Raw genomic sequence first — 17,668 nt, forward strand, 5'->3', positions numbered from 1 at the left:
TCGCGGGGGTCCCGGTGACCGCCCCCGCCGTCGACCACCTGACGCTCACGGTGACCGACCTCGACGCCAGCCAGCGCTTCTACGTCGAGCTGCTCGGCCTGCTCCGGCTGGCCGACTTCGGGTCGGTGCGGGTGCTCGTGCACCCGGCCACCGGGTTCACGCTGTCGCTCGCTCTCAACGGGGGAGCGGGCGGCCGCTTCGACGAGCGGCGCACCGGCCTCGACCACGTCGGCCTCGCCTGCGGCTCGCTGGAGGAGCTGCGGGCGCGGGAGGCGCAGCTGGCGGCCATGGGTGCCACGTACACGCCGATCCGGGAGATGCCCTTCGGCTGGCACCTGAACCTGCGCGACCCCGACGGCATCGCGCTGGAGTTCACCGTGCCGAACGCGCTGCACGCTGCGGCGTTCGCAGAGCTGCGCGAGCCGGGGATGACGCAGGAGCGCCTCGACGTGCGGGCGCGCGAGGTGCTCGCGGCGGCGGGCGTCGACGCCGTGGTCGAGTGAGGGCCGTCACCCGATCGGGTCGCCGTCGTTGAGCCGGGCGTCGTCGTCCCCCGGCCCCGATGGAGTGGTCCGCTTGCGCCGCCTCCTGACCGTCCTGTCCGCCGCCCTCGCCGGCGTGGTCCTCCTGGTCCCGCCCGCGGCGGCCACCCCGCCGCACGAACCCCTGGACCACGTCGCCCTCGGCGACTCCTACAGCGCGGCCTCCGGCGTCCTGCCACCGGACCCCACCGCCGCGCCGCAGTGCCTGCGCTCCACCCGCAACTACCCGCACGTGCTCGCGCAGGCGATCGGCGCCCGGCTGACCGACGTCACCTGCGGCGGCGCGGACACCGACGACTACTTCGAGGCCCAGCACCCGGGCGTGCCGCCGCAGCTGGAGGCGCTCTCGCGCGAGACCGACCTGGTCACCATGACCATCGGCGGCAACGACAGCGGCGTGTTCATCCAGTCGATCCTGCGCTGCTCCACGGCCGGGCTGCTCGCGCTCGGCCAGGGCAGCCCCTGCCGCGACACCTACGGCACCTCCTTCGAGGACACCGTGCGCACCACCACCTACCCGGCGCTGGTGCGGGCGCTGACCGCGGTCCGCGAGGCGGCCCCGCGGGCACGGGTGGCGATCCTCGGCTACCCGTGGATCCTCCCGGCGTCCGGCGGCTGCTTCGACCGGATGACGGTGGCCGCCGGCGACGTCCCCTACCTGCGCTCGCTGCAGGCCACCCTCAACGACGCCGTCGCCCGCGCGGCGCGGGAGACGGGCGTGACCTTCGTCGACCTCGCGCAGGTATCCGAAGGCCGGGACGCCTGCGCGCCGCTGGGCGTGCGCTGGGTGGAGCCGGTGCTGCAGGGCACCAACGCGGTGATCGTGCACCCCAACGCCCTCGGTGAGGCCGGCATGGCCGCCCGGGCGCAGGAGGTGCTGCGGCTGCGCTGAGCCCGGACCGGGACGGGGTCAGCGCCGCGGGAGGGCCAGGGCCGCTGCCAGCCCGGCGGCCACCACCGCGGTGCTGACCCCGAACGCCACCTGGTAGGAGGCGACGTCGGTGAGCCAGCCGGCCACCAGCGGCCCCGCGACCGCGCCGAGGTCGGCCGACATCTGGAACACCGCCACCACCCGGCCGCCGCGGGCCGGGCTGACGTCGCCCACCAGCGCCGCCGGCACGCTGGCCAGCAGGGCGGCGGCCAGGCCGTAGGTCGCCATCGAGAGCAGGAAGACGCCGGTCTGCGGGGGCAGCACGAGCAGCGCCAGCGCCGCGGTGCCGGTGGCCGACCCCAGCAGCAGCGCGGGCCGCCGTCCCCACGTGTCGGCGAGCCGGCCCGAGCGCAGCAGCGCCAGCGCCTGCGCCGCGGAGCCCGCCAACAGCCCGGCCCCGGCCCAGGCGGCGCCCCGGCCGAGCTCCTCGGTGACGTACAGCGGCACCAGCGAGTTGCGCACCCCGAACAGCACCCAGCCGACGCCGAGGTTGGCGACCAGCGCCGCCACGTACGCCCGGGACCGCAGCGCCGCGCGCAGCGGCAGCGCGTCCGGGGCCGTGGGGTCGGGGGCCGGGGCCGGGGCGCCCGCCGGGGTGCGGAGCAGCACGAGCGCGACGGCCCCGGCCACCAGCAGCGCCGCCGCGTAGAGGAAGAACGGCAGCCGCGGCGAGATCTCGGTGAGCAGTCCGCCGGCCGCGGGGCCGGCGATGCCGCCGAGGATGAACCCGCCCTGGTAGGTGGCGGCGGCGCGGCCGCGGTGGGTCGGGGGCGCCACCCGCAGCAGCAGCGCCAGCGCCGCGACGGTGAACATCGCGCTGCCCACCCCGCCCGCCGCCCGCAGAAGGAGGAAGACCGGGAACGACGTCGCCAGGCCCGCCGCGCCGGTGGTGAGCGCGACGATGGCCAGGCCCGCCGCCAGCACCACCCGCTCGCCGAGCCGCTCGACCAGCGACCCGCCGCCGAACGCCGAGACGAAGCGGAAGAAGGCGAAGGCGCTGACCGCCAGCCCGACGGCCGTCGTCCCCACGCCGAAGGCGCGGGTGAACAGCGGGATCGCCGGCGCGACGATGCCGAACCCCAGCGCCACCACGAACGCGACGACGGCCAGCACGCCCACCTCGCGCGGCAGCGCCGCGTCCCCCCGTCCCCGCACCGGCAGATGCTCGCAGGCACTCCCGCGCCGGCCGCGGGGGGCCGGGAGGGTCGCGGCCGGCCGGGCGGGTAGGGCGGTGTCCGTGGACGCGCGCAGGCTGGTGTTCGGTGACTGGACGCCGGTGGTCAGGGACGGCATCGACCTCCTGCGCCTGGCGCTGCTGGGCGGCGCGGTCGCCTACGGGCTCGCGGGACGCGCGGACGCCGCGGCGGTGCTCGCGGTCCTCGGCGCGGTGACCCTCGTGGCTCGCCTGGTGCAGCTGCCGCGCGTGTACGACCTGGCGGTCACGGCAGGCATGGCCCTGCAGGGCTTCGGGGAGGTGTGGGGCCTCTACGACCGCTTCGTGCGCTTCGACGACCTCGTGCACTTCACGCTGCCGATGCTCACCGCGCCCGTGGTCTACATCGCGCTCGCCCGCCTCGACGTCGTCCCCGATCCCCGCGACGAGACGCACCTGCGCCACTACGTGGGCATCGCGGTGGTGACGGCGGCCCTCGGCGTCACCGTCGGGGCACTGTGGGAGGTGTACGAGTGGCGGTCGGACGCATGGCTGGGCACCGCGCTGTCGGAGGGCAACGACGACACCAACGGCGACCTGGTCCGCGACACCCTCGGTTCCCTGGTCGGGGCCGCGCTGCTGGTGGTGTGGGCGCGCGTCGGCTGGGGATCGGTACGCCGGATCCCCGGGGTGAACACCCACGAGGAGACCAGTGCCTGAGCGGGTACCCGCGGGCGGCGTGTTCACCCGCCGCCTCCTCCTGGCCGCCGGCGCCGGCCTGCTGGCCGGGTGCGGCGCGCGGCCGGCCAGTGACGTCGCACCCGCGAGCGGGACCGCAGCCGTCCTGACGGCGCGGCCCGTAGCCGCCGCCGCGGGGCCGGTGCCCTCGCCGGGCACCCACCCGCTCGGCGTCGAGGACACGCGCGACGCACTCCTCCACGTGCCCGCGGACGGGTCGGACGGGCCCGCACCGCTCGTGGTGGTCCTGCACGGTGCGGGAGGGGACGCCGAGGCCGCCCTGGGTCTGCTGCGGTCGGCGGCCGACGAGCGGGGGCTGGTGCTGATCGCCCCTGCATCGCGGGCCTCGACCTGGGACGCCGTCCTCGGCGGGTACGGCCCCGACGTGGCCGCCGTCGACCGGGCTCTGTCGGCCGCCTTCGCCGCGGTCCCGGTCGACGCCCGTCGGGTCGCCGTCGCCGGCTTCTCCGACGGCGGGTCCTACGCTCTGGGCCTCGGGCTGGCCAACGGCCGGCTCTTCCAGCGGGTGGTCGCGTTCTCCCCGGGGTTCGTGCCCCCGGCGCCGCGCCGCGGCCGGCCGCCGGTGTTCGTCTCCCACGGGACCCGCGATGACGTGCTGCCGATCGAGCGGACCAGCCGGGAGATCGTGCCCGTGCTGCGCGACGACGGGTACGACGTCACCTACCGGGAGTTCGACGGCGGCCACGAGGTGCCCCTGGAGGTGGCCCGGGAGGCCATCGACCGGATCGGCTGAGCGGGACGGGGTCAGCCGACCTCCGCGGCCAGGCGCCGGATCGGGTCCGACCAGGCGCAGGGCGCGGTCCACACGAAGCTGTGCGCTCCCGGGACCGATGCGAAGCGGCCGTCCCGCGCACGGTCGCACAACGACCGGGCCCACTCCTCGGTGCACAGCAGGTCGTCGGCGCCGTGGAGCACCAGCACGGGGACCGGCACCTGCGGGACGACGTCCTCCAGGCGGTCGGCCAGGTGCGCCCGGACGGCGTGGACGACCCGGCGCATCCCTGCCCGGTGCCGCTCCGGCCGGTGCGCTTCCGCCAGGTCCGGCGGCTCGAGCTTGACGTCCCGGTACCAGGCCCGCAGGACGCCGCCCAGGCTCCGGTACCGCGGGTCGACCGTGGGGCTGGCCAGGACCAGCCCGCGGACCCCGGGAGGGCGCCGCAGCGCCGCGCGCGCCGCGACCTGCGTGCCGCCGGAGTGCCCGGCCAGGACCACCGGTCCCAGCCCCGCGTCCGTCAGCCACGCGACGACGGCGTCGCCGAAGTCGACGACGTCGAGCTCGTGCGGCGGCTCGCCGCTGCCGGAGAAGCCGGGCAGCTCCAGGAGGTGCGCCCGGGTCCACCTCGTGAGCTCGCGCAGCCCGGGCAGCAGGTAGTCGGCGACGCCGATGCCCTGCACCAGGACGACCTCGGCGACGCCGTCCCGCGGCCGGCCGCCCGAACGGCTGCGCATCCGCCCGAACGGGGTCTCGCGGTCGGCGGGGACCAGGTCGCTCGGCACCGGGCACCTCCAGCCCTCCGCCGGCGCGCCGGGGCTGGGCGGTGCCGGACGCCAGTGTGGCGTCGCGGGCTCCCGGGTGCGCGCCGGGCGCGCGGCTGGTTGGCTGCGGTGAGCGGCCCAGCAGGTCGGCCGCCCCGGTCGCTGACTGGAGGCCTCGTGGCCACGACCCTCGCAGGCATGTCCAAGCAGACGGCGGCGCGGGCGCTCGGCGCCGTGGGCGCGGCGTTCGGCGCGCTCAGCGTCCTGGCCCCCGGGGTGGTCGCCTCCGGGTACGGGGTCCCGCCCACGCCGCAGGGCCTGCAGCTGCAGCGCCTCGTCGGGAGCCGGGCGTTGGCCCTCTCGGCCACGGCGTTGACCGCGCGCACTCCGGACGAGGTCGACCGCGGGCTCGCCGTGCTCGCCGGCGTCAACCTGCTCGACGTGCTCACGGCGCTCACGGCGGCCGGGGGCTCGGGCCGGGCCACCACGGTGCGGGCGGTGGCCAGCTCGGTCCTCTACGGCGCGGCGGCGCTGGCGGTCCGGGCGATGGACGACTGATCGGAGCGCCCCGGCCGGCCGGCAAGCCGCTGCGCGACGTCGTCGCGCCCGACCTGGACGTCCTGTTCTGCGGGATCAACCCGTCCCTGCTGTCGGCCGAGCGGGGCCACCACTTCGCCCGTCCGGGCAACCGGTTCTGGCCGGCCCTGCACCTGGCCGGGCTGACACCGCGGCGGCTGCGGCCGGAGGAGGACGGCGAGCTGCCGCGCCACGGCCTGGGCGTCACCAACCTCGCCGACCGGCCCACCCGCACCGCCGCCGAGCTCACGCCCGAGGAGCTGCGCGACGGGCTGCGGTCGCTCGCCGCGCTGGTGGCGGAGTACCGGCCGCGGGTGCTGGCGGTCCTCGGGGTCACCGCCTGGCGGCTGGCCACCGGCCGCCCGCGGGCCGGGTGGGGCCGGCAGGAGGAGTCGCTGGCCGGGGCGCAGACCTGGGTGCTGCCCAACCCCAGCGGCCTCAACGCCCACTTCCAGCTGCCCGACCTCGCCCGGCTCTACGCCGGGCTGCGGTCCTGACCCACCCCGCCGGTCAGACCGCCGCCCCCGCCAGCCGGCCGACCAGCGCCACCGCGCCGCCGACGTCGAGCGCGCCGCCCTCGGCCTGCGCGGCCACCAGGTCGTCGGCCGGCAGCGCCGCCTGCGTGGCGGCCACGTACCGCTGCCCGTCCATGGGGTCCATCCGCAGCGGGTCGTAGCCGACCAGCCGGGCGTTGGCCTGGACGGCGCCGAGCAGCACCCCGCCGGCCCGCGCGTCGCCGGACGCCGTGGCGGCGCCTACGGCGGCCAGCAGCCCCGCCAGCGTGCCGGTGGCGTCGCCCTCCCGGTGGGTCAGCTCGACCATGCGCCACAGGTCGGCCAGGGCCTCGTCCGCGCGGCCGGCGTCGGTGAGCACCTTGGCGCGGATCCACAGCACCGACGAGTGCGCCCAGGAGTGGCCCAGCCGCAGCGCGAGCTCCTCGGCCCGGCCGAGGTGCTCCAGCGCGCCCGGGACGTCGCCGGCCACGCGGGAGAACTGGCCGAGCGTCATCGCGATCTCGGCCTGCACCCACTCGATGCCCGACGCCTGCGCCAGCTCCAGGCCGCGGGCGATGTCCTTCGGCGTCTGGCCGTCGGGGTCGGCCTGGCCGAGCAGCGCCCGCACGAAGCCGCGCAGCACCAGCGCGAGGGCCAGGACCCCGTCGGACTCGTCGTCGGCGACGTCGACGATCTCGTTGGTGCGCGCCCAGATCGAGGCGACGTCGCCGGACAGGTAGGCCAGCAGCGCGTCGCCGAGCAGCGCACCGCTGCGCACGGGCGGCGGCGCGTCGGGGGTCGCGTCCAGCGCCGCGGCGAGCCAGCGGCGGCCCTCGGCCACGTGCCCGCGGCGGTACCACCACCACGACAGCGCCGACCCGATCCGCAGCGCCGCCTCGCCCTGGCCGGTGGCCAGCGCGTGCCCGAGCGCGGCGCGCAGGGCCGGCTGCTCGGCATCGAGCCGGCGGGCGCTCGCGGTCCACTCGGCACGGCGCAGCGTCGGCTCGAGCCGCTCGGTCAGGTCGACGGCGAAGCGGGTGAGCCGGTCGCGCAGCCGCCGCCCGTCCGCCTCGTCGAGGCCCTGCTCGGCGTACTGGCGCAGCGTCTCGAGCATCCGGTAGCGCCCGGCGCCGTGGTCGAGCTCCACCAGCGACTTGGCCACGAGCACCCGCAGCAGCTCCAGCGCGCCGCCGTCGACCTCGGGGCCGGCCACGGCCTCCACCAGGTCGGGGCCGAAGGTGCCCGGCAGCACCGCGACCGCGCGGTAGACGGCGAGCTCCGGCGGGGAGAGCAGGTCGACGCTCCACTGCACGGTGGCCGCCAGCGTCCGCTGGTGTGGCACCGCGGTGCGCCAGCCGCCGGACAGCAGGGCGAACCGGTCGTCGACCCGGCCGGCCACCTCCGCCAGCGGCAGCGTGGTGAGGCAGGCGGCGGCGAGCTCCACGGCCAGCGGCAGCCCGTCGAGGGCGGACACCAGCTCGCGCACCTGCCGCAGGTCGTCCTCCGACGGGTCGGCCAGGTGCGGGGCGACCAGCCGGGCGCGGTCGAGGAACAGCCGCTCCGCGTCGCTGCCGGGGGCGCCGGCCGGCATCGGCCCGCAGGGCAGCACCGCCTCGCCGGGCAGGCCCAGCGGCTCGCGGGAGGTGGCCAGCACCCGCAGCTCGGGGCAGCGCGGCAGCAGCTCGGCGCAGGCGGTCGCGGCGGCCTCCACCACGTGCTCGCAGTTGTCGAGGACCAGCAGCAGCGGCCGGTCGTGCAGCGCGGTGGCGACCGCGCCCAGCGGGTCGCCGCCGGCGAGGGTGACGCCCAGGACGCCGGCCACCTGGGCGGCGACCAGGTCGGGGTCGGTGACGCCGGCCAGCTCGACCAGCACCGCCGGGGGCGCCCCGGCCGGGCGGCGGCGGGCGGCCTCCAGGGCCAGCCGGGTCTTGCCGCTGCCGCCGGGCCCGACGAGGGTCACCAGCCGCGGGCCGGCCAGGGCGGCGCCGACCTGCGCGAGCTCGCGCTCCCGGCCGACGAACGCCGTCAGGGGCACCGGCAGCGGCGGCAGCGGGCGGGCGGCGGGCCGCTCGGGGGCGGGTGCGGGCTCCGCGGCCGGGGCGGGCGCGGGCGCGGGCCGGACGGTGCCCGAGCCGGCCAGCGCCGGGTCCTGCCGCAGGATCTGCGCGTACAGCGCCTGCAGCGGCCGGCCCGGGTCGACACCGAGGCCGTCGGCGAGCAGCCGCCGTCCCTCCTCGTAGACCTCCAGCGCCTCCGCCTGCCGGCCGCACCGGTACAGCGCCAGCATCAGCGAGCCGCGCAGGCCCTCGCGCAGCGGCTCGGCGCGCAGCAGCTCCCGGACGTCATCGACGATCTCCGCGTGCCGGCCCAGGCGCAGGTCCAGCTCGGCGGCCAGCTCGCGGGCGGCCAGCCGCAGCTGCTCGAGCCGCTCGGACTCCTCGGCGGCGAAGGTCGCCGACACGTCGGCGTAGGCCGGGCCGCGCCACAGCGCCAGCCCCTCGGTGACCGCCTCCCGGGCGGCCGCCGGCTCGCCGCGGGCGGCGAGGTCGCGCGCGGTGCGCAGCAGCTGCACGAACCGGACGGCGTCGACGTCCTCCGGCGCCACCTCCAGGCGGTAGCCGGGCTCGCGGGTGACCAGCAGCGTCCAGCGGCCGCCGGTGACGTCGGGCTCCAGCTCGCGGCGCAGCCGGGAGACGATCGACTGCAGCGTCGCCGACACCGCCGCGGGCGGGTTGCCGCTCCACACCCGGTCGACGAGCAGGTCGACCGGCACGGTGCGGCCGGGGTCGAGGAGCAGGGCGGCGAGCACCGCCCGGTGCTTGGGGGACTGGGGGGCGAGCAGGGAGCCGTCGCGCCGGACCTCCACGGGGCCGAGCACGCGGAACGAGGTCGCGGACATCGCGGCGCAGCCTAGGTTCCGGAACCCCCGAGTGGTGCCGTCCGCGGCGTCCCGTTCCCGGCCCGTGACCTCCCGCACCGGCCCGTGAGCAGGCACCCAAGCGCGCACCAAGGACACACCAAGGACGGCGGCCGACGCTCTCCCCGCACCGCACCCCTGCACCCTGGAGAGACCCGTGACGTCCGCGACCGCCGCCCCGCCCGCCCTGCCGCCCGATCTGACCGCGACACTGCGCGCCCGCCTGTCGCACGGCGCCCGGCTGTCCGAGGGGGCCGGGTCCTCCGGGGCGCTGGTCCAGGTCGCCGAGGTGTCCGACGTCGTCGCCGCCGTGCGGCTCGCCGGCCGGCACGGGGTGGCGCTCGCCGTGCGGGGCCCGGGCCGCGCCGGCGGGCCGGCGCGCCGGCTCACCGTCGACCCCGACCGGCTCGCCCAGGTCACCGTCTCCCCGGCCGGCTGGGCCCGGGTGGGCGCCGGCGTGCGCTGGCGCGAGCTGGCGGGGGAGGCCGGCCGGCACGGCTTCACCCCGCTGACCGGCGCCTCGGCGGCCGAGCGGGTGGCCGACACGGTCACCGGCGGCGGCGTCGGCCCGCTGGCCCGCACCTACGGCCTGGCCGCCGACCGCGTCCGCGCCGTCGAGGTGGTCACCGGCGACGGCGCGCTGCGCCGGGTGACCCCGGACGACGAGCCGGAGCTGTTCTGGGGCCTGCGCGGCGGCGGCGCGGCGCTGGGCGTGGTCACCGCCGTCGAGCTGGACCTGCTGGCCGCCGGGCCGCGCTACGGCGGGCAGCTGCGCTGGGCCGCCGCCGACGCCGCGCGGGTGCTCGACGCCTGGCGCGCCTGGACGGCGACGCTGCCCGCGCAGGCCGGCACCTCACTCGTGCTGTCCCGGCCGCGGCAGGGGGAGGGCGGCGTGGCCGTGCGCTTCGGCTGGGCGGGGGACCCGGAGGACGGCGTCGCCGTGCTCGACCGGCTGCTCGGCCCGCTGGCCGCCGGGGGCCGGCCGCTGGACTCCGAGATCGCGCCGCGCGGCCCGGCCGGGCTGGCCACCCCGCAGCAGGTTCCCGACCCCGGCTCCTCGCTGCTCGCCGACCGGCTGTCCGACGACGCGGCGGCCGCGGTGCTGCGTGCGGTGCGCGGCAGCCGGCCCCGCACGGTGGAGCTGCGGCTGCTCGGCGGCGCGCTCGGCTGGGTGCCCGAGCGGCCGAGCGCGGTGTGCCACCGCGACGCGCGGCTGGCCGTGCTCGTGACCGGCGGCGCCGGCAGCGAGGACCGGGCCGCCACCCGGGCCTGCACCGATGACGTCGCGGCCGCGTTCGGCGCCGACCTGGGCGGCCGGGAGCCCGCGCACGGCTTCGCCGCGGTGCCCGACGTGCTGGCCCGCACGCCCACGCCCGCCGTCCGCGAGCGGCTCGCGACGCTGGCCGCCGGCGCCGACCCGCACCGGGTGCTGGAGGGGGCGCTCCGCTAGCAGGGCGGCCGGTCGGGCGACGGGCCGGGCGCGGTCAGGCGGAGGCGGTGGTCGCCAGCAGGCGGCGCAGCGCCTCGTCGAAGTAGTCCTCGTACAGCTCCCGCACGCGGTCCATGCGGTCCTCGGCGACGGCGGCCTCGACCCGCCGGGCGTAGTGCTCGTGCAGTTCGGTCAGCGACGTGTCCACGACGGTCTCCTGGGAGGTCGGCTCCCCTCCAGTGTCCGGCCGGGGGAGGGGCCGGTGCCGCAGGTCGGGCTGCTCACTCCGTCACACCGGCCGGTCCGCCGGCCCTCGCGCCACGGTGGCCGGCCTCGCCCCGCAGCGCGAGGTCGGGCACCGCGCGGCGAGGCCGGTGGGAGTGCTCCGGGGCCTCCCGCGGGCGGGACCGGCCGTGGCAGGGTGGGCGCCCCGGACAGCGGCGTCCGTCCCGACGCACCCCGAGGAGGCAGGCGTGGACCGCGAGAGCCACGGCACCGACGGCACCGACCCCGAGGAGGCCACCGGCCTGCTCGAGCGGGAGGACACGCTGGAGGACGGCGACGACCCGCTCGACACCGGCTGGTCCCCGCCGGAGCGGCCCTGGGGCGTGCAGGAGTGGGGCACCACCGACCGCGAGGAGGCCGCGGGCGAGGGCCTCGACGGCCGGCTCGCCCGCGAGCTGCCCGACGGCTCCGGGGACGACGACGGCGACGAGCTCGGCGACCTCGCCGGCGGTGACGGCGAGCTGCTCGACGACGAGGTGGGCGACGCCCGCGCCGGCCGGCTGGCCGACCTCGGCGACGACGGCGTGGTCGACGACGAGGACGAGCTCCTCGCCGACGACCTCGGCATCGACGGCGGCGCCGCCTCCGCCGAGGAGGCCGCCGTCCACGTGGTGCGCGGCGACCGCTAGCCGGGTGGACGCCTGAGGCGGGCGGCGAGGACCTCCTCGGAGAGCACCGCCTGCCCGGTGCTGCCGCGCCCGAGCTCGCGGCCGGCCGCGTCCTCCGCCCGGCACGTGCAGGTGACCCGGTTGCCCTCCACCCCGGTGCAGGTGGCGGTCACCCGCACGCGGTCGCCGGGCCAGGCCGGCGCCAGGTGCTCCACCGACACCGCCGTGCCGACCGCCGCCTCGCCCGGCTCCAGGTGCCGCAGCAGGAGCACCCGGCCGGCCTCCTCGAAGTGCCTGGCCATCGAGTAGGTGGCGTAGACCGGGTGCACGGGGCCCAGCGTGGCGAAGTCGACGGTCATCGCCTCGGTGACGACGACGTCGAGGACGGCGCTGTCCCCGACGGCGAGCGGCCGCACGGCGTCAGGCGTCGAAGTCGACGGTGACGGCGTCGGAGCGCGGCAGCGTCTGGCAGGTGAGCACGTAGCCGGCCTCGACCTCGCGCGGCTCCAGCGCGTAGTTGCGCCGCATCTCCACCTCGCCGTCGGTGACCCGGGCGCGGCAGGTGCCGCAGACGCCGCCCTTGCAGGCGAAGGGCAGGTCTGAGCGCACCCGCTGGGCGGAGTCGAGCACGGTCTCCTCCCGCGGCAGCGCCAGCGTGGTGGACCGCCCGTCGAGGACGACGGTGACCTGGCTGCTGGGCCCGTCGACGGTCGCGTCGTCGCCGCGGACCGGCTCCGGCGGCACGTCGTCGACGAAGAACAGCTCCTGGTGCACCCGCTCGGCGGGGACGCCCAGCTCGGCCAGGAGCGCGCGGGCGTCGGTGACCATCCCGTGCGGCCCGCACAGCCACCAGTGGTCGACCCGCTGCACCTCGACCAGGTTGGTCACCAGGGCGCGCAGCCGGTCGCCGTCGAGCCGGCCGCTGGTCAGCTCGGCGTCGCGCGGCTCGCGGGAGAGCACGTGCACCAGTTGCAGCCGGGGCCCGTGGGCGTCCTTCAGGTCGGCGAGCTCGTCGGCGAACATGACCGTGTTGGTGCGGCGGTTGCCGTAGAAGACGGTGACCGTCGACTCGCCGTCGCGCAGCACCGTGCTCGCCAGCGACAGCGCGGGGGTGATGCCGGAGCCCGCGACGACGAAGACGTGGTCGGCGGGCGTGGACAGGTCGGCGGTGAAGGTGCCCGACGGCGGCAGCACCTCGATCGCGTCGCCGGGGCGGACCTCGTGCACCAGCCAGGATGAGAAGAAGCCGCCGGGCACCTCGCGGACGCCGACCCGCGGCGGGGCGCCCACCGGCGCGCAGATGGAGTAGGAGCGGCGCTCGTCGCGGTCGCCGTCGACCCGCCGCAGCGTCAGCGCCTGGCCCGGCCGGAACGCGTAGTCCTCGGCCAGCTCGTCGGGCACGTCGAAGGTGACCGCGACGGCGTCGTCGGTGAGGCGCTCGACGCCGGCGACGGTCAGCGGGTGGAACTGTGGCCGGCGGCGGGCGGGGGCGCTCACCGTGCCCTCGGTGCCGCTGCGCGGTCGCTCCGCTCCTCGCTCGCTGGCGCTCGCCGCGACGCTCACTCCCTGTCGCGCCACTAGATCTCCTTCAGGTGCTCGAACGGCTCCCGGCAGGCGCGGCAGCGCCGCAGCGCCTTGCAGGCGGTGGCGCCGAACTCGCTGATCTCCTCGGTGTCGGGCGACCCGCACAGCGGGCAGGCCGCCGTCCGGCGGGGAGGCCCGAGCTGTAGCGGGACGGGTCCGGCGGTGCGCTCGGGCGCCGGGCCGGGCGGGGCGATACCGGCCTCGGCGAGCTTGCGGCGGCCGTCCTCGGTGATCCAGTCGGTGGACCAGGCGGGGGACAGGACGGTGCGCACCTCGACGTCGTCGAAGCCGGCCGAGTGCAGCGCGTGCAGCAGGTCGGCGCGCATGACGCCCATCGCCGGGCAGCCGGAGTAGGTGGGGGTGATGTCGACGACGACGGTGCCGTCGTGCACCCGGACGTCGCGGAGCACGCCCAGGTCGGCGAGCGTGAGCGCCGGCAGCTCGGGGTCGGTGACGGTCTCCGCGACGGCGCGCGGGTCGGTGAGCACGGGGGTCACCAGGTCGCCGCCGGGTGCTGCCGGGCCAGGCCCTGGAGCGTGGCGAGCAGCGCGGTCAGCTCCTCGCCGTGCTGCCCGAGCCGGCCGCGCGGGGCGGCGTCGTCCGGCCACGGCGGCACGGTCAGGGTGGCGCGCTCCAGCACGGTGGTGAGCACCTCGCGCACCTCGTCGCGGACGACGGCCGGGTCGACGGCGACGCCGCCCGCCGCCAGCCGGGCCTCGACGTCGGTGGCGGTGAACAGGTCGGCGAGGTGCGGCCACACCGCGGCGACGCCGTCCTGCGCGCGGCGGGAGGACTCGGCGGTGCCGTCGCCCAGGCGCAGCACCCAGCGGGCGGCGTGGTCGCGGTGGTAGGCCAGCTCGTGCACGCCCTTGGCCGCGATCGCCGCGAGCACGGGGTCGCGGGACTCGCGCAGCCGGGCGAACACCGCGAGCCGGACGGTCGAGGCGACGAGCAGCCGGACCATGGTGCGGGCGAAGTCGCCGTTGTCCGCCTCGACCAGGCCGGTGTTGCGGAACTCGTCGGGGTCGCGGAAGTAGGCGAGGGCGTCCTCGTCGGGGATGGACGCCGTCGCCAGCGACCGGGAGCGGCCGAGGACGCCGACCGAGCCCGCGCGGGCCAGCAGCAGGCGCGCCTGGCCGAGCAGGTCCAGGCCGGTGTTGCCGAGCGCGACCTCCTCCTCGAGCTCCGGCGCGTTGGTCATCCACTGCGTGAGCCGCTGCGCGAGCACCAGGGCGTCGTCGCCGAGCATCAGGCAGTAGACGCCGAGGTCGGCCGGGTCGACGCCGTCGGGGACGGTGGTGTCGACGCCGGCCAGCGGCTCGTCGAACCCGGTGCCGAACGCCCAGTGCCCGGCGTCGTCGTGCGCGTTGGTCAGCGCGTCGTAGACGGTCTCCTCGTGACCCACGACGGGACGCTCCTTGCCTCGTGACGGATGGCTGGAAGGCCCCGGTGCAGGGGCCCGCGCCGAGGTACGAGGCGTGGGGGGGCACCGGGGTCCTTGCTCACATGTGGGGGACGTTCTCCGGGATCTCGTAGAACGTCGGGTGGCGGTAGACCTTGTCGCCGCTCGGGGCGAACATCGGGTCCTTCTCGTCGGGGCTGGAGGCGGTGATGTCGGCCGCCTTCACCACCCAGATGCTCACGCCCTCGTTGCGCCGCGTGTAGAGGTCGCGGGCGGCGTGCACGGCCATCTCGTCGTCCGGGGCGTGCAGCGAGCCGACGTGCACGTGGTTGAGCCCGCGCTTGCCGCGCACGAACACCTCGTACAGCGGCCAGTCCCGCTTCACGGCCGGCCGCTGCGGCTCCACCGGCACCTCGGGCCCGGTGGGGACGGCGCCGTGCCCGCCCTCGGCGGTGACGTCGGTGCTCACGCGGCGGTCCCGGCGTGCTCGGCGGCCTGCTCGGCGGCCTGCTCGGCGTGCTTCGCGGCGTAGGCCGTCGCGGCCTCGGTCACCCAGGCGTTGTCGTCGCGGGCGGCGCGGCGGCGGGCGATCCGCTCGGCGTTGCACGGGCCCTCACCGGAGATGACCCGCTTGAACTCCGCCCAGTCGATGGCGCCGAACCGCCAGTGCCCGGACCCCTCGTCCCACCGCAGGTCGGGGTCGGGCAGCGTCACGCCGAGCACCTGCGCCTGGGGCACCGACATGTCGACGAAGCGCTGCCGCAGCTCGTCGTTGCTGTGCCGCTTGATGCCCCACGCCATCGACTGCGCCGAGTTGGGGCTGTCGTCGTCGGGCGGGCCGAACATCATCAGCGAGGGCCACCACCAGCGGTCGACGGCGTCCTGCACCATCGCCCGCTGCTCGGGGGTGCCGCGCATCATCGTCATCAGCAGCTCGTAGCCCTGCCGCTGGTGGAACGACTCCTCCTTGCAGACGCGGATCATCGCCCGGGCGTAGGGCCCGTAGGAGGAGCGGCACAGCGGCACCTGGTTGCAGATCGCCGCGCCGTCGACCAGCCAGCCGATGACGCCGACGTCGGCGTAGGTGAGCGTCGGGTAGTTGAAGATCGAGCTGTACTTCTGCCGGCCCTCGATGAGCTTGTCGGTGAGGTCGGCCCGGTCGGCGCCGAGCGTCTCGGCCGCCGAGTAGAGGTAGAGCCCGTGCCCGGCCTCGTCCTGCACCTTGGCCAGCAGCACCGCCTTGCGCCGCAGGCTCGGCGCGGCCAGCAGCCAGTCGCCCTCCGGCTGCATGCCGATGATCTCGGAGTGCGCGTGCTGGGCGATCTGGCGCACCAGCGTCTTCCGGTAGCCCTCGGGCATCCAGTCGCGCGGCTCGATGCGGTGGTCGGCCGCGATCGTGGCGTCGAACTGCGCCTGCAGGGCGGTCTCGTCCACCGCGGGCCGGTCGAGCGTCGGCGCGGACATCGGGTCTCCCCTCGAGCTATTTACTGACCGTGCGGTCGGTAATAGTGTGCCGCAGCGTGCTGCACGACACAAGCGGCGCGATGGGTGCACGGCCGACGAGGAGGCAGGCATGACGACGGCGACCGGCGATCTGCGGCGGCTGGGCGAGGCCCCCGACCCCGCCACCCTCGACCCGGCCGAGCGCATGGGCGTCGACGAGCTGCGGGCGCTGCAGCTCGAGCGGCTGCGGGACTCGCTGCGCCGCGCCTACGAGAACGTGCCCCACCACCGGCGCGCGTTCGACGAGGCCGGCGTGCACCCCGACGACTGCCGGGAGCTCGCGGACCTCGCGCGGTTCCCCACCACGAGCAAGGCCGACCTGCGGGAGAACTACCCGTTCGGCATGTTCGCCGTCCCGCGCGAGCAGGTGCGCCGCGTGCACGCCTCCAGCGGCACCACCGGGCGGCCCACCGTCGTCGGCTACACCGAGCACGACCTGGCCACCTGGGCCACCGTCATGGCCCGCTCCATCCGGGCCGCCGGCGGGCGGCCCGGCGACGTGCTGCACAACGCCTACGGCTACGGCCTGTTCACCGGCGGCCTGGGCGCCCACTACGGCGCGGAGGCGCTGGGCTGCACGGTCGTCCCCGTGTCCGGCGGGATGACGCCACGGCAGGTGCAGCTGATCACCGACTTCGCGCCCCGCGTGATCATGGTGACGCCGAGCTACATGCTCACCGTCATCGACGAGTTCGAGAAGCAGGGCCTCGACCCGCGCGCCTCCAGCCTGGAGATCGGCATCTTCGGCGCCGAGCCCTGGACCGAGCAGATGCGCCGGGAGATGGAGGAGCGCCTCGACATCCAGGCCGTCGACATCTACGGCCTGTCGGAGGTCATGGGCCCGGGGGTGGCGCAGGAGTGCGTGGAGACCAAGGACGGTCTGCACGTGTGGGAGGACCACTTCTACCCGGAGGTGATCGACCCGATCACCGGCGAGGTGCTGCCCGAGGGCGAGGTGGGCGAGCTGGTGTTCACCTCGCTCACCAAGGAGGCCATGCCGGTCGTGCGCTACCGCACCCGCGACCTCACCCGGCTGCTGCCCGGCACCGCGCGCCCCGGCATGCGCCGGATGGAGAAGGTCACCGGCCGCACCGACGACATGATCATCCTGCGCGGGGTGAACCTCTTCCCCACGCAGATCGAGGAGGTCGTGCTGCGCACGCCGGGCCTGGCGCCCCACTTCGCGATGGAGCTGACCACCCGCGGCCGCATGGACCACCTCGTCGTGCGCGTCGAGGCCCGCCCGGACTGCCCGCCCGGGCGCCGCGAGCAGGCCGCCGCCGAGGTCGCGAAGGGCGTCAAGGACACCGTGGGCACGAGCATCGAGGTGCTCGTCGTCGACCCCGAGACGCTGCCCCGCTCGATGGGCAAGCTGCAGCGGATGACCGACCGGCGGGAGCGCGCGTGACGGAGACGCGGGTCCGCCGGGGCCGGCCCGGGCACTCGCTCGACAGCCTCCTCGACGTCGCCGTCGCCGTCTTCAACGAGCGCGGCTACGACGCCACCAGCATGGAGGAGCTGGCCGCGCGGCTCGGGGTCACCAAGTCGGCGATCTACCACCACGTGCCGAGCAAGGTCGAGCTGCTGCGGATGGCACTGGACCGGGCGCTGGACGCGCTGTTCGCCGTCACCGCGGAGCCGGGGGCGGTCACCGGGCGGGCGATCGACCGGCTCGAGCACGTCGTGCGCGGGTCGGTCCGGGTGCTCGCCGCGGAGCTGCCGTTCGTCACCCTGCTGCTCCGGGTGCGCGGCAACTCCGCGGTCGAGGAGGCGGCCCTCGCCCGGCGGCGGGAGTTCGACCGGATCGTCACCGACCTGGTCCGCGCCGCCGAGGAGGAGGGTGACGTGCGCCCCGACGTCGACCCCGCCGTCACCAGCCGGCTGCTGTTCGGGACGGTCAACTCGCTCACCGAGTGGTACCGGCCCGGCGGCAGCCTCTCGGCCGACGACCTCGCCGACGCGCTGGTGACGACGGCCTTCCGGGGGCTGCGGACGCGCCCCTGAGGGCG

Annotated in this window: 20 protein-coding genes; 10 read left to right on the plus strand and 10 right to left on the minus strand. The window is 76.9% G+C overall.

Going from position 1 to position 17,668, the window contains the following annotated elements:
- The first annotated feature begins 14 nt into the window (after positions 1-14).
- Both ACI79X_RS02800 and ACI79X_RS02805 read left to right on the plus strand, forming a co-directional pair.
- Positions 15-503, plus strand: a complete 489-nt coding sequence (locus ACI79X_RS02800; protein WP_457023886.1) for a VOC family protein — start codon at positions 15-17, stop codon at positions 501-503.
- A gap of 73 nt (positions 504-576) precedes the next feature.
- The gene (locus ACI79X_RS02805; protein ID WP_457023887.1) at positions 577-1,434 is read left to right on the plus strand and encodes an SGNH/GDSL hydrolase family protein; all 858 of its coding nucleotides are present in this window, start codon (positions 577-579) and stop codon (positions 1,432-1,434) included.
- 18 nt (positions 1,435-1,452) lie between these two features.
- On the opposite strand, the gene ACI79X_RS02810 is transcribed toward ACI79X_RS02805, so the two are convergent.
- Positions 1,453-2,628 carry an MFS transporter gene (locus ACI79X_RS02810; RefSeq protein WP_457023888.1) on the minus strand — a complete coding sequence of 392 codons (1,176 nt, stop codon included), beginning with the start codon at positions 2,626-2,628 and terminating at the stop codon, positions 1,453-1,455.
- Between the two features lie 82 nt (positions 2,629-2,710).
- On the opposite strand from ACI79X_RS02810, the gene ACI79X_RS02815 reads away from it, so the two are divergent.
- Both ACI79X_RS02815 and ACI79X_RS02820 read left to right on the plus strand, forming a co-directional pair.
- Positions 2,711-3,346 carry a hypothetical protein gene (locus tag ACI79X_RS02815; protein ID WP_457023889.1) on the plus strand — a complete coding sequence of 212 codons (636 nt, stop codon included), beginning with the start codon at positions 2,711-2,713 and terminating at the stop codon, positions 3,344-3,346.
- A 19-nt stretch (positions 3,347-3,365) separates the two neighbouring features.
- Positions 3,366-4,118, plus strand: coding sequence for an alpha/beta hydrolase (locus tag ACI79X_RS02820; protein WP_457023890.1), 753 nt, complete (start codon positions 3,366-3,368; stop codon positions 4,116-4,118).
- Positions 4,119-4,129: 11 nt separating this feature from the next.
- On the opposite strand, the gene ACI79X_RS02825 is transcribed toward ACI79X_RS02820, so the two are convergent.
- Complete coding sequence (locus ACI79X_RS02825; RefSeq protein ID WP_457023891.1) at positions 4,130-4,882, minus strand: alpha/beta fold hydrolase; 753 nt, start codon at positions 4,880-4,882, stop codon at positions 4,130-4,132.
- Positions 4,883-5,059: 177 nt separating this feature from the next.
- On the opposite strand from ACI79X_RS02825, the gene ACI79X_RS02830 reads away from it, so the two are divergent.
- Both ACI79X_RS02830 and ACI79X_RS02835 read left to right on the plus strand, forming a co-directional pair.
- On the plus strand, positions 5,060-5,419 hold the full coding sequence (locus ACI79X_RS02830; RefSeq protein ID WP_457024082.1) for a hypothetical protein: 360 nt from the start codon (positions 5,060-5,062) through the stop codon (positions 5,417-5,419).
- A gap of 89 nt (positions 5,420-5,508) precedes the next feature.
- Positions 5,509-5,934, plus strand: a complete 426-nt coding sequence (locus ACI79X_RS02835; RefSeq protein WP_457024079.1) for a mismatch-specific DNA-glycosylase — start codon at positions 5,509-5,511, stop codon at positions 5,932-5,934.
- 13 nt (positions 5,935-5,947) lie between these two features.
- On the opposite strand, the gene ACI79X_RS02840 is transcribed toward ACI79X_RS02835, so the two are convergent.
- On the minus strand, positions 5,948-8,830 hold the full coding sequence (locus ACI79X_RS02840) for a BTAD domain-containing putative transcriptional regulator (RefSeq protein WP_457023892.1): 2,883 nt from the start codon (positions 8,828-8,830) through the stop codon (positions 5,948-5,950).
- A gap of 175 nt (positions 8,831-9,005) precedes the next feature.
- On the opposite strand from ACI79X_RS02840, the gene ACI79X_RS02845 reads away from it, so the two are divergent.
- A complete protein-coding gene (locus ACI79X_RS02845) occupies positions 9,006-10,298 on the plus strand; it encodes an FAD-binding oxidoreductase (protein ID WP_457023893.1) in 1,293 nt (430 codons plus the stop codon).
- A 34-nt stretch (positions 10,299-10,332) separates the two neighbouring features.
- Here the strand turns inward: ACI79X_RS02845 and ACI79X_RS02850 are convergent, their stop codons facing one another.
- Positions 10,333-10,485, minus strand: coding sequence for a hypothetical protein (locus ACI79X_RS02850; RefSeq protein ID WP_457023894.1), 153 nt, complete (start codon positions 10,483-10,485; stop codon positions 10,333-10,335).
- Positions 10,486-10,750: 265 nt separating this feature from the next.
- On the opposite strand from ACI79X_RS02850, the gene ACI79X_RS02855 reads away from it, so the two are divergent.
- A complete protein-coding gene (locus ACI79X_RS02855) occupies positions 10,751-11,191 on the plus strand; it encodes a DUF5709 domain-containing protein (protein WP_457023895.1) in 441 nt (146 codons plus the stop codon).
- On the opposite strand, the gene ACI79X_RS02860 is transcribed toward ACI79X_RS02855, so the two are convergent.
- From ACI79X_RS02860 to paaA, 6 genes are all read right to left on the minus strand, one after another.
- Positions 11,188-11,586, minus strand: a complete 399-nt coding sequence (locus ACI79X_RS02860) for a thioesterase family protein (protein WP_457023896.1) — start codon at positions 11,584-11,586, stop codon at positions 11,188-11,190. The genes ACI79X_RS02855 and ACI79X_RS02860 overlap by 4 nt on opposite strands.
- A gap of 4 nt (positions 11,587-11,590) precedes the next feature.
- Positions 11,591-12,748: a 1,2-phenylacetyl-CoA epoxidase subunit PaaE gene (gene paaE / locus ACI79X_RS02865; protein ID WP_457023897.1), complete on the minus strand. Its 1,158-nt coding sequence runs from the start codon at positions 12,746-12,748 to the stop codon at positions 11,591-11,593.
- Positions 12,748-13,251, minus strand: a complete 504-nt coding sequence (gene paaD, locus ACI79X_RS02870) for a 1,2-phenylacetyl-CoA epoxidase subunit PaaD (protein WP_457023898.1) — start codon at positions 13,249-13,251, stop codon at positions 12,748-12,750. The genes paaE and paaD overlap by 1 nt, the downstream gene beginning before the upstream one ends.
- A complete protein-coding gene (gene paaC / locus ACI79X_RS02875) occupies positions 13,248-14,159 on the minus strand; it encodes a 1,2-phenylacetyl-CoA epoxidase subunit PaaC (protein ID WP_457023899.1) in 912 nt (303 codons plus the stop codon). The genes paaD and paaC overlap by 4 nt, the downstream gene beginning before the upstream one ends.
- A gap of 97 nt (positions 14,160-14,256) precedes the next feature.
- Complete coding sequence (gene paaB, locus ACI79X_RS02880; protein ID WP_457023900.1) at positions 14,257-14,625, minus strand: 1,2-phenylacetyl-CoA epoxidase subunit PaaB; 369 nt, start codon at positions 14,623-14,625, stop codon at positions 14,257-14,259.
- Positions 14,622-15,620, minus strand: coding sequence for a 1,2-phenylacetyl-CoA epoxidase subunit PaaA (gene paaA, locus ACI79X_RS02885; protein WP_457023901.1), 999 nt, complete (start codon positions 15,618-15,620; stop codon positions 14,622-14,624). Before paaA ends, paaB begins: the two co-directional genes overlap by 4 nt.
- Positions 15,621-15,729: 109 nt before the next feature.
- On the opposite strand from paaA, the gene paaK reads away from it, so the two are divergent.
- Both paaK and ACI79X_RS02895 read left to right on the plus strand, forming a co-directional pair.
- Positions 15,730-17,067, plus strand: a complete 1,338-nt coding sequence (gene paaK, locus ACI79X_RS02890; RefSeq protein WP_457023902.1) for a phenylacetate--CoA ligase PaaK — start codon at positions 15,730-15,732, stop codon at positions 17,065-17,067.
- Positions 17,064-17,663 carry a TetR/AcrR family transcriptional regulator gene (locus ACI79X_RS02895; RefSeq protein ID WP_457023903.1) on the plus strand — a complete coding sequence of 200 codons (600 nt, stop codon included), beginning with the start codon at positions 17,064-17,066 and terminating at the stop codon, positions 17,661-17,663. Before paaK ends, ACI79X_RS02895 begins: the two co-directional genes overlap by 4 nt.
- Positions 17,664-17,668: the final 5 nt, after the last annotated feature.

This window comes from Geodermatophilus sp. SYSU D01119, from assembly GCF_054049975.1.

What these genes read in the sequence shown, in the direction of transcription:
- paaA (WP_457023901.1), bottom strand. Translation starts at nt 15,620, where the DNA reads ATGTCCGCGCCGACGCTCGACCGGCCCGCGGTGGACGAGACCGCCCTG.
- paaK (WP_457023902.1), top strand. Translation starts at nt 15,730, where the DNA reads ATGACGACGGCGACCGGCGATCTGCGGCGGCTGGGCGAGGCCCCCGAC.
- ACI79X_RS02840 (WP_457023892.1), bottom strand. Translation starts at nt 8,830, where the DNA reads ATGTCCGCGACCTCGTTCCGCGTGCTCGGCCCCGTGGAGGTCCGGCGC.
- ACI79X_RS02830 (WP_457024082.1), top strand. Translation starts at nt 5,060, where the DNA reads ATGTCCAAGCAGACGGCGGCGCGGGCGCTCGGCGCCGTGGGCGCGGCG.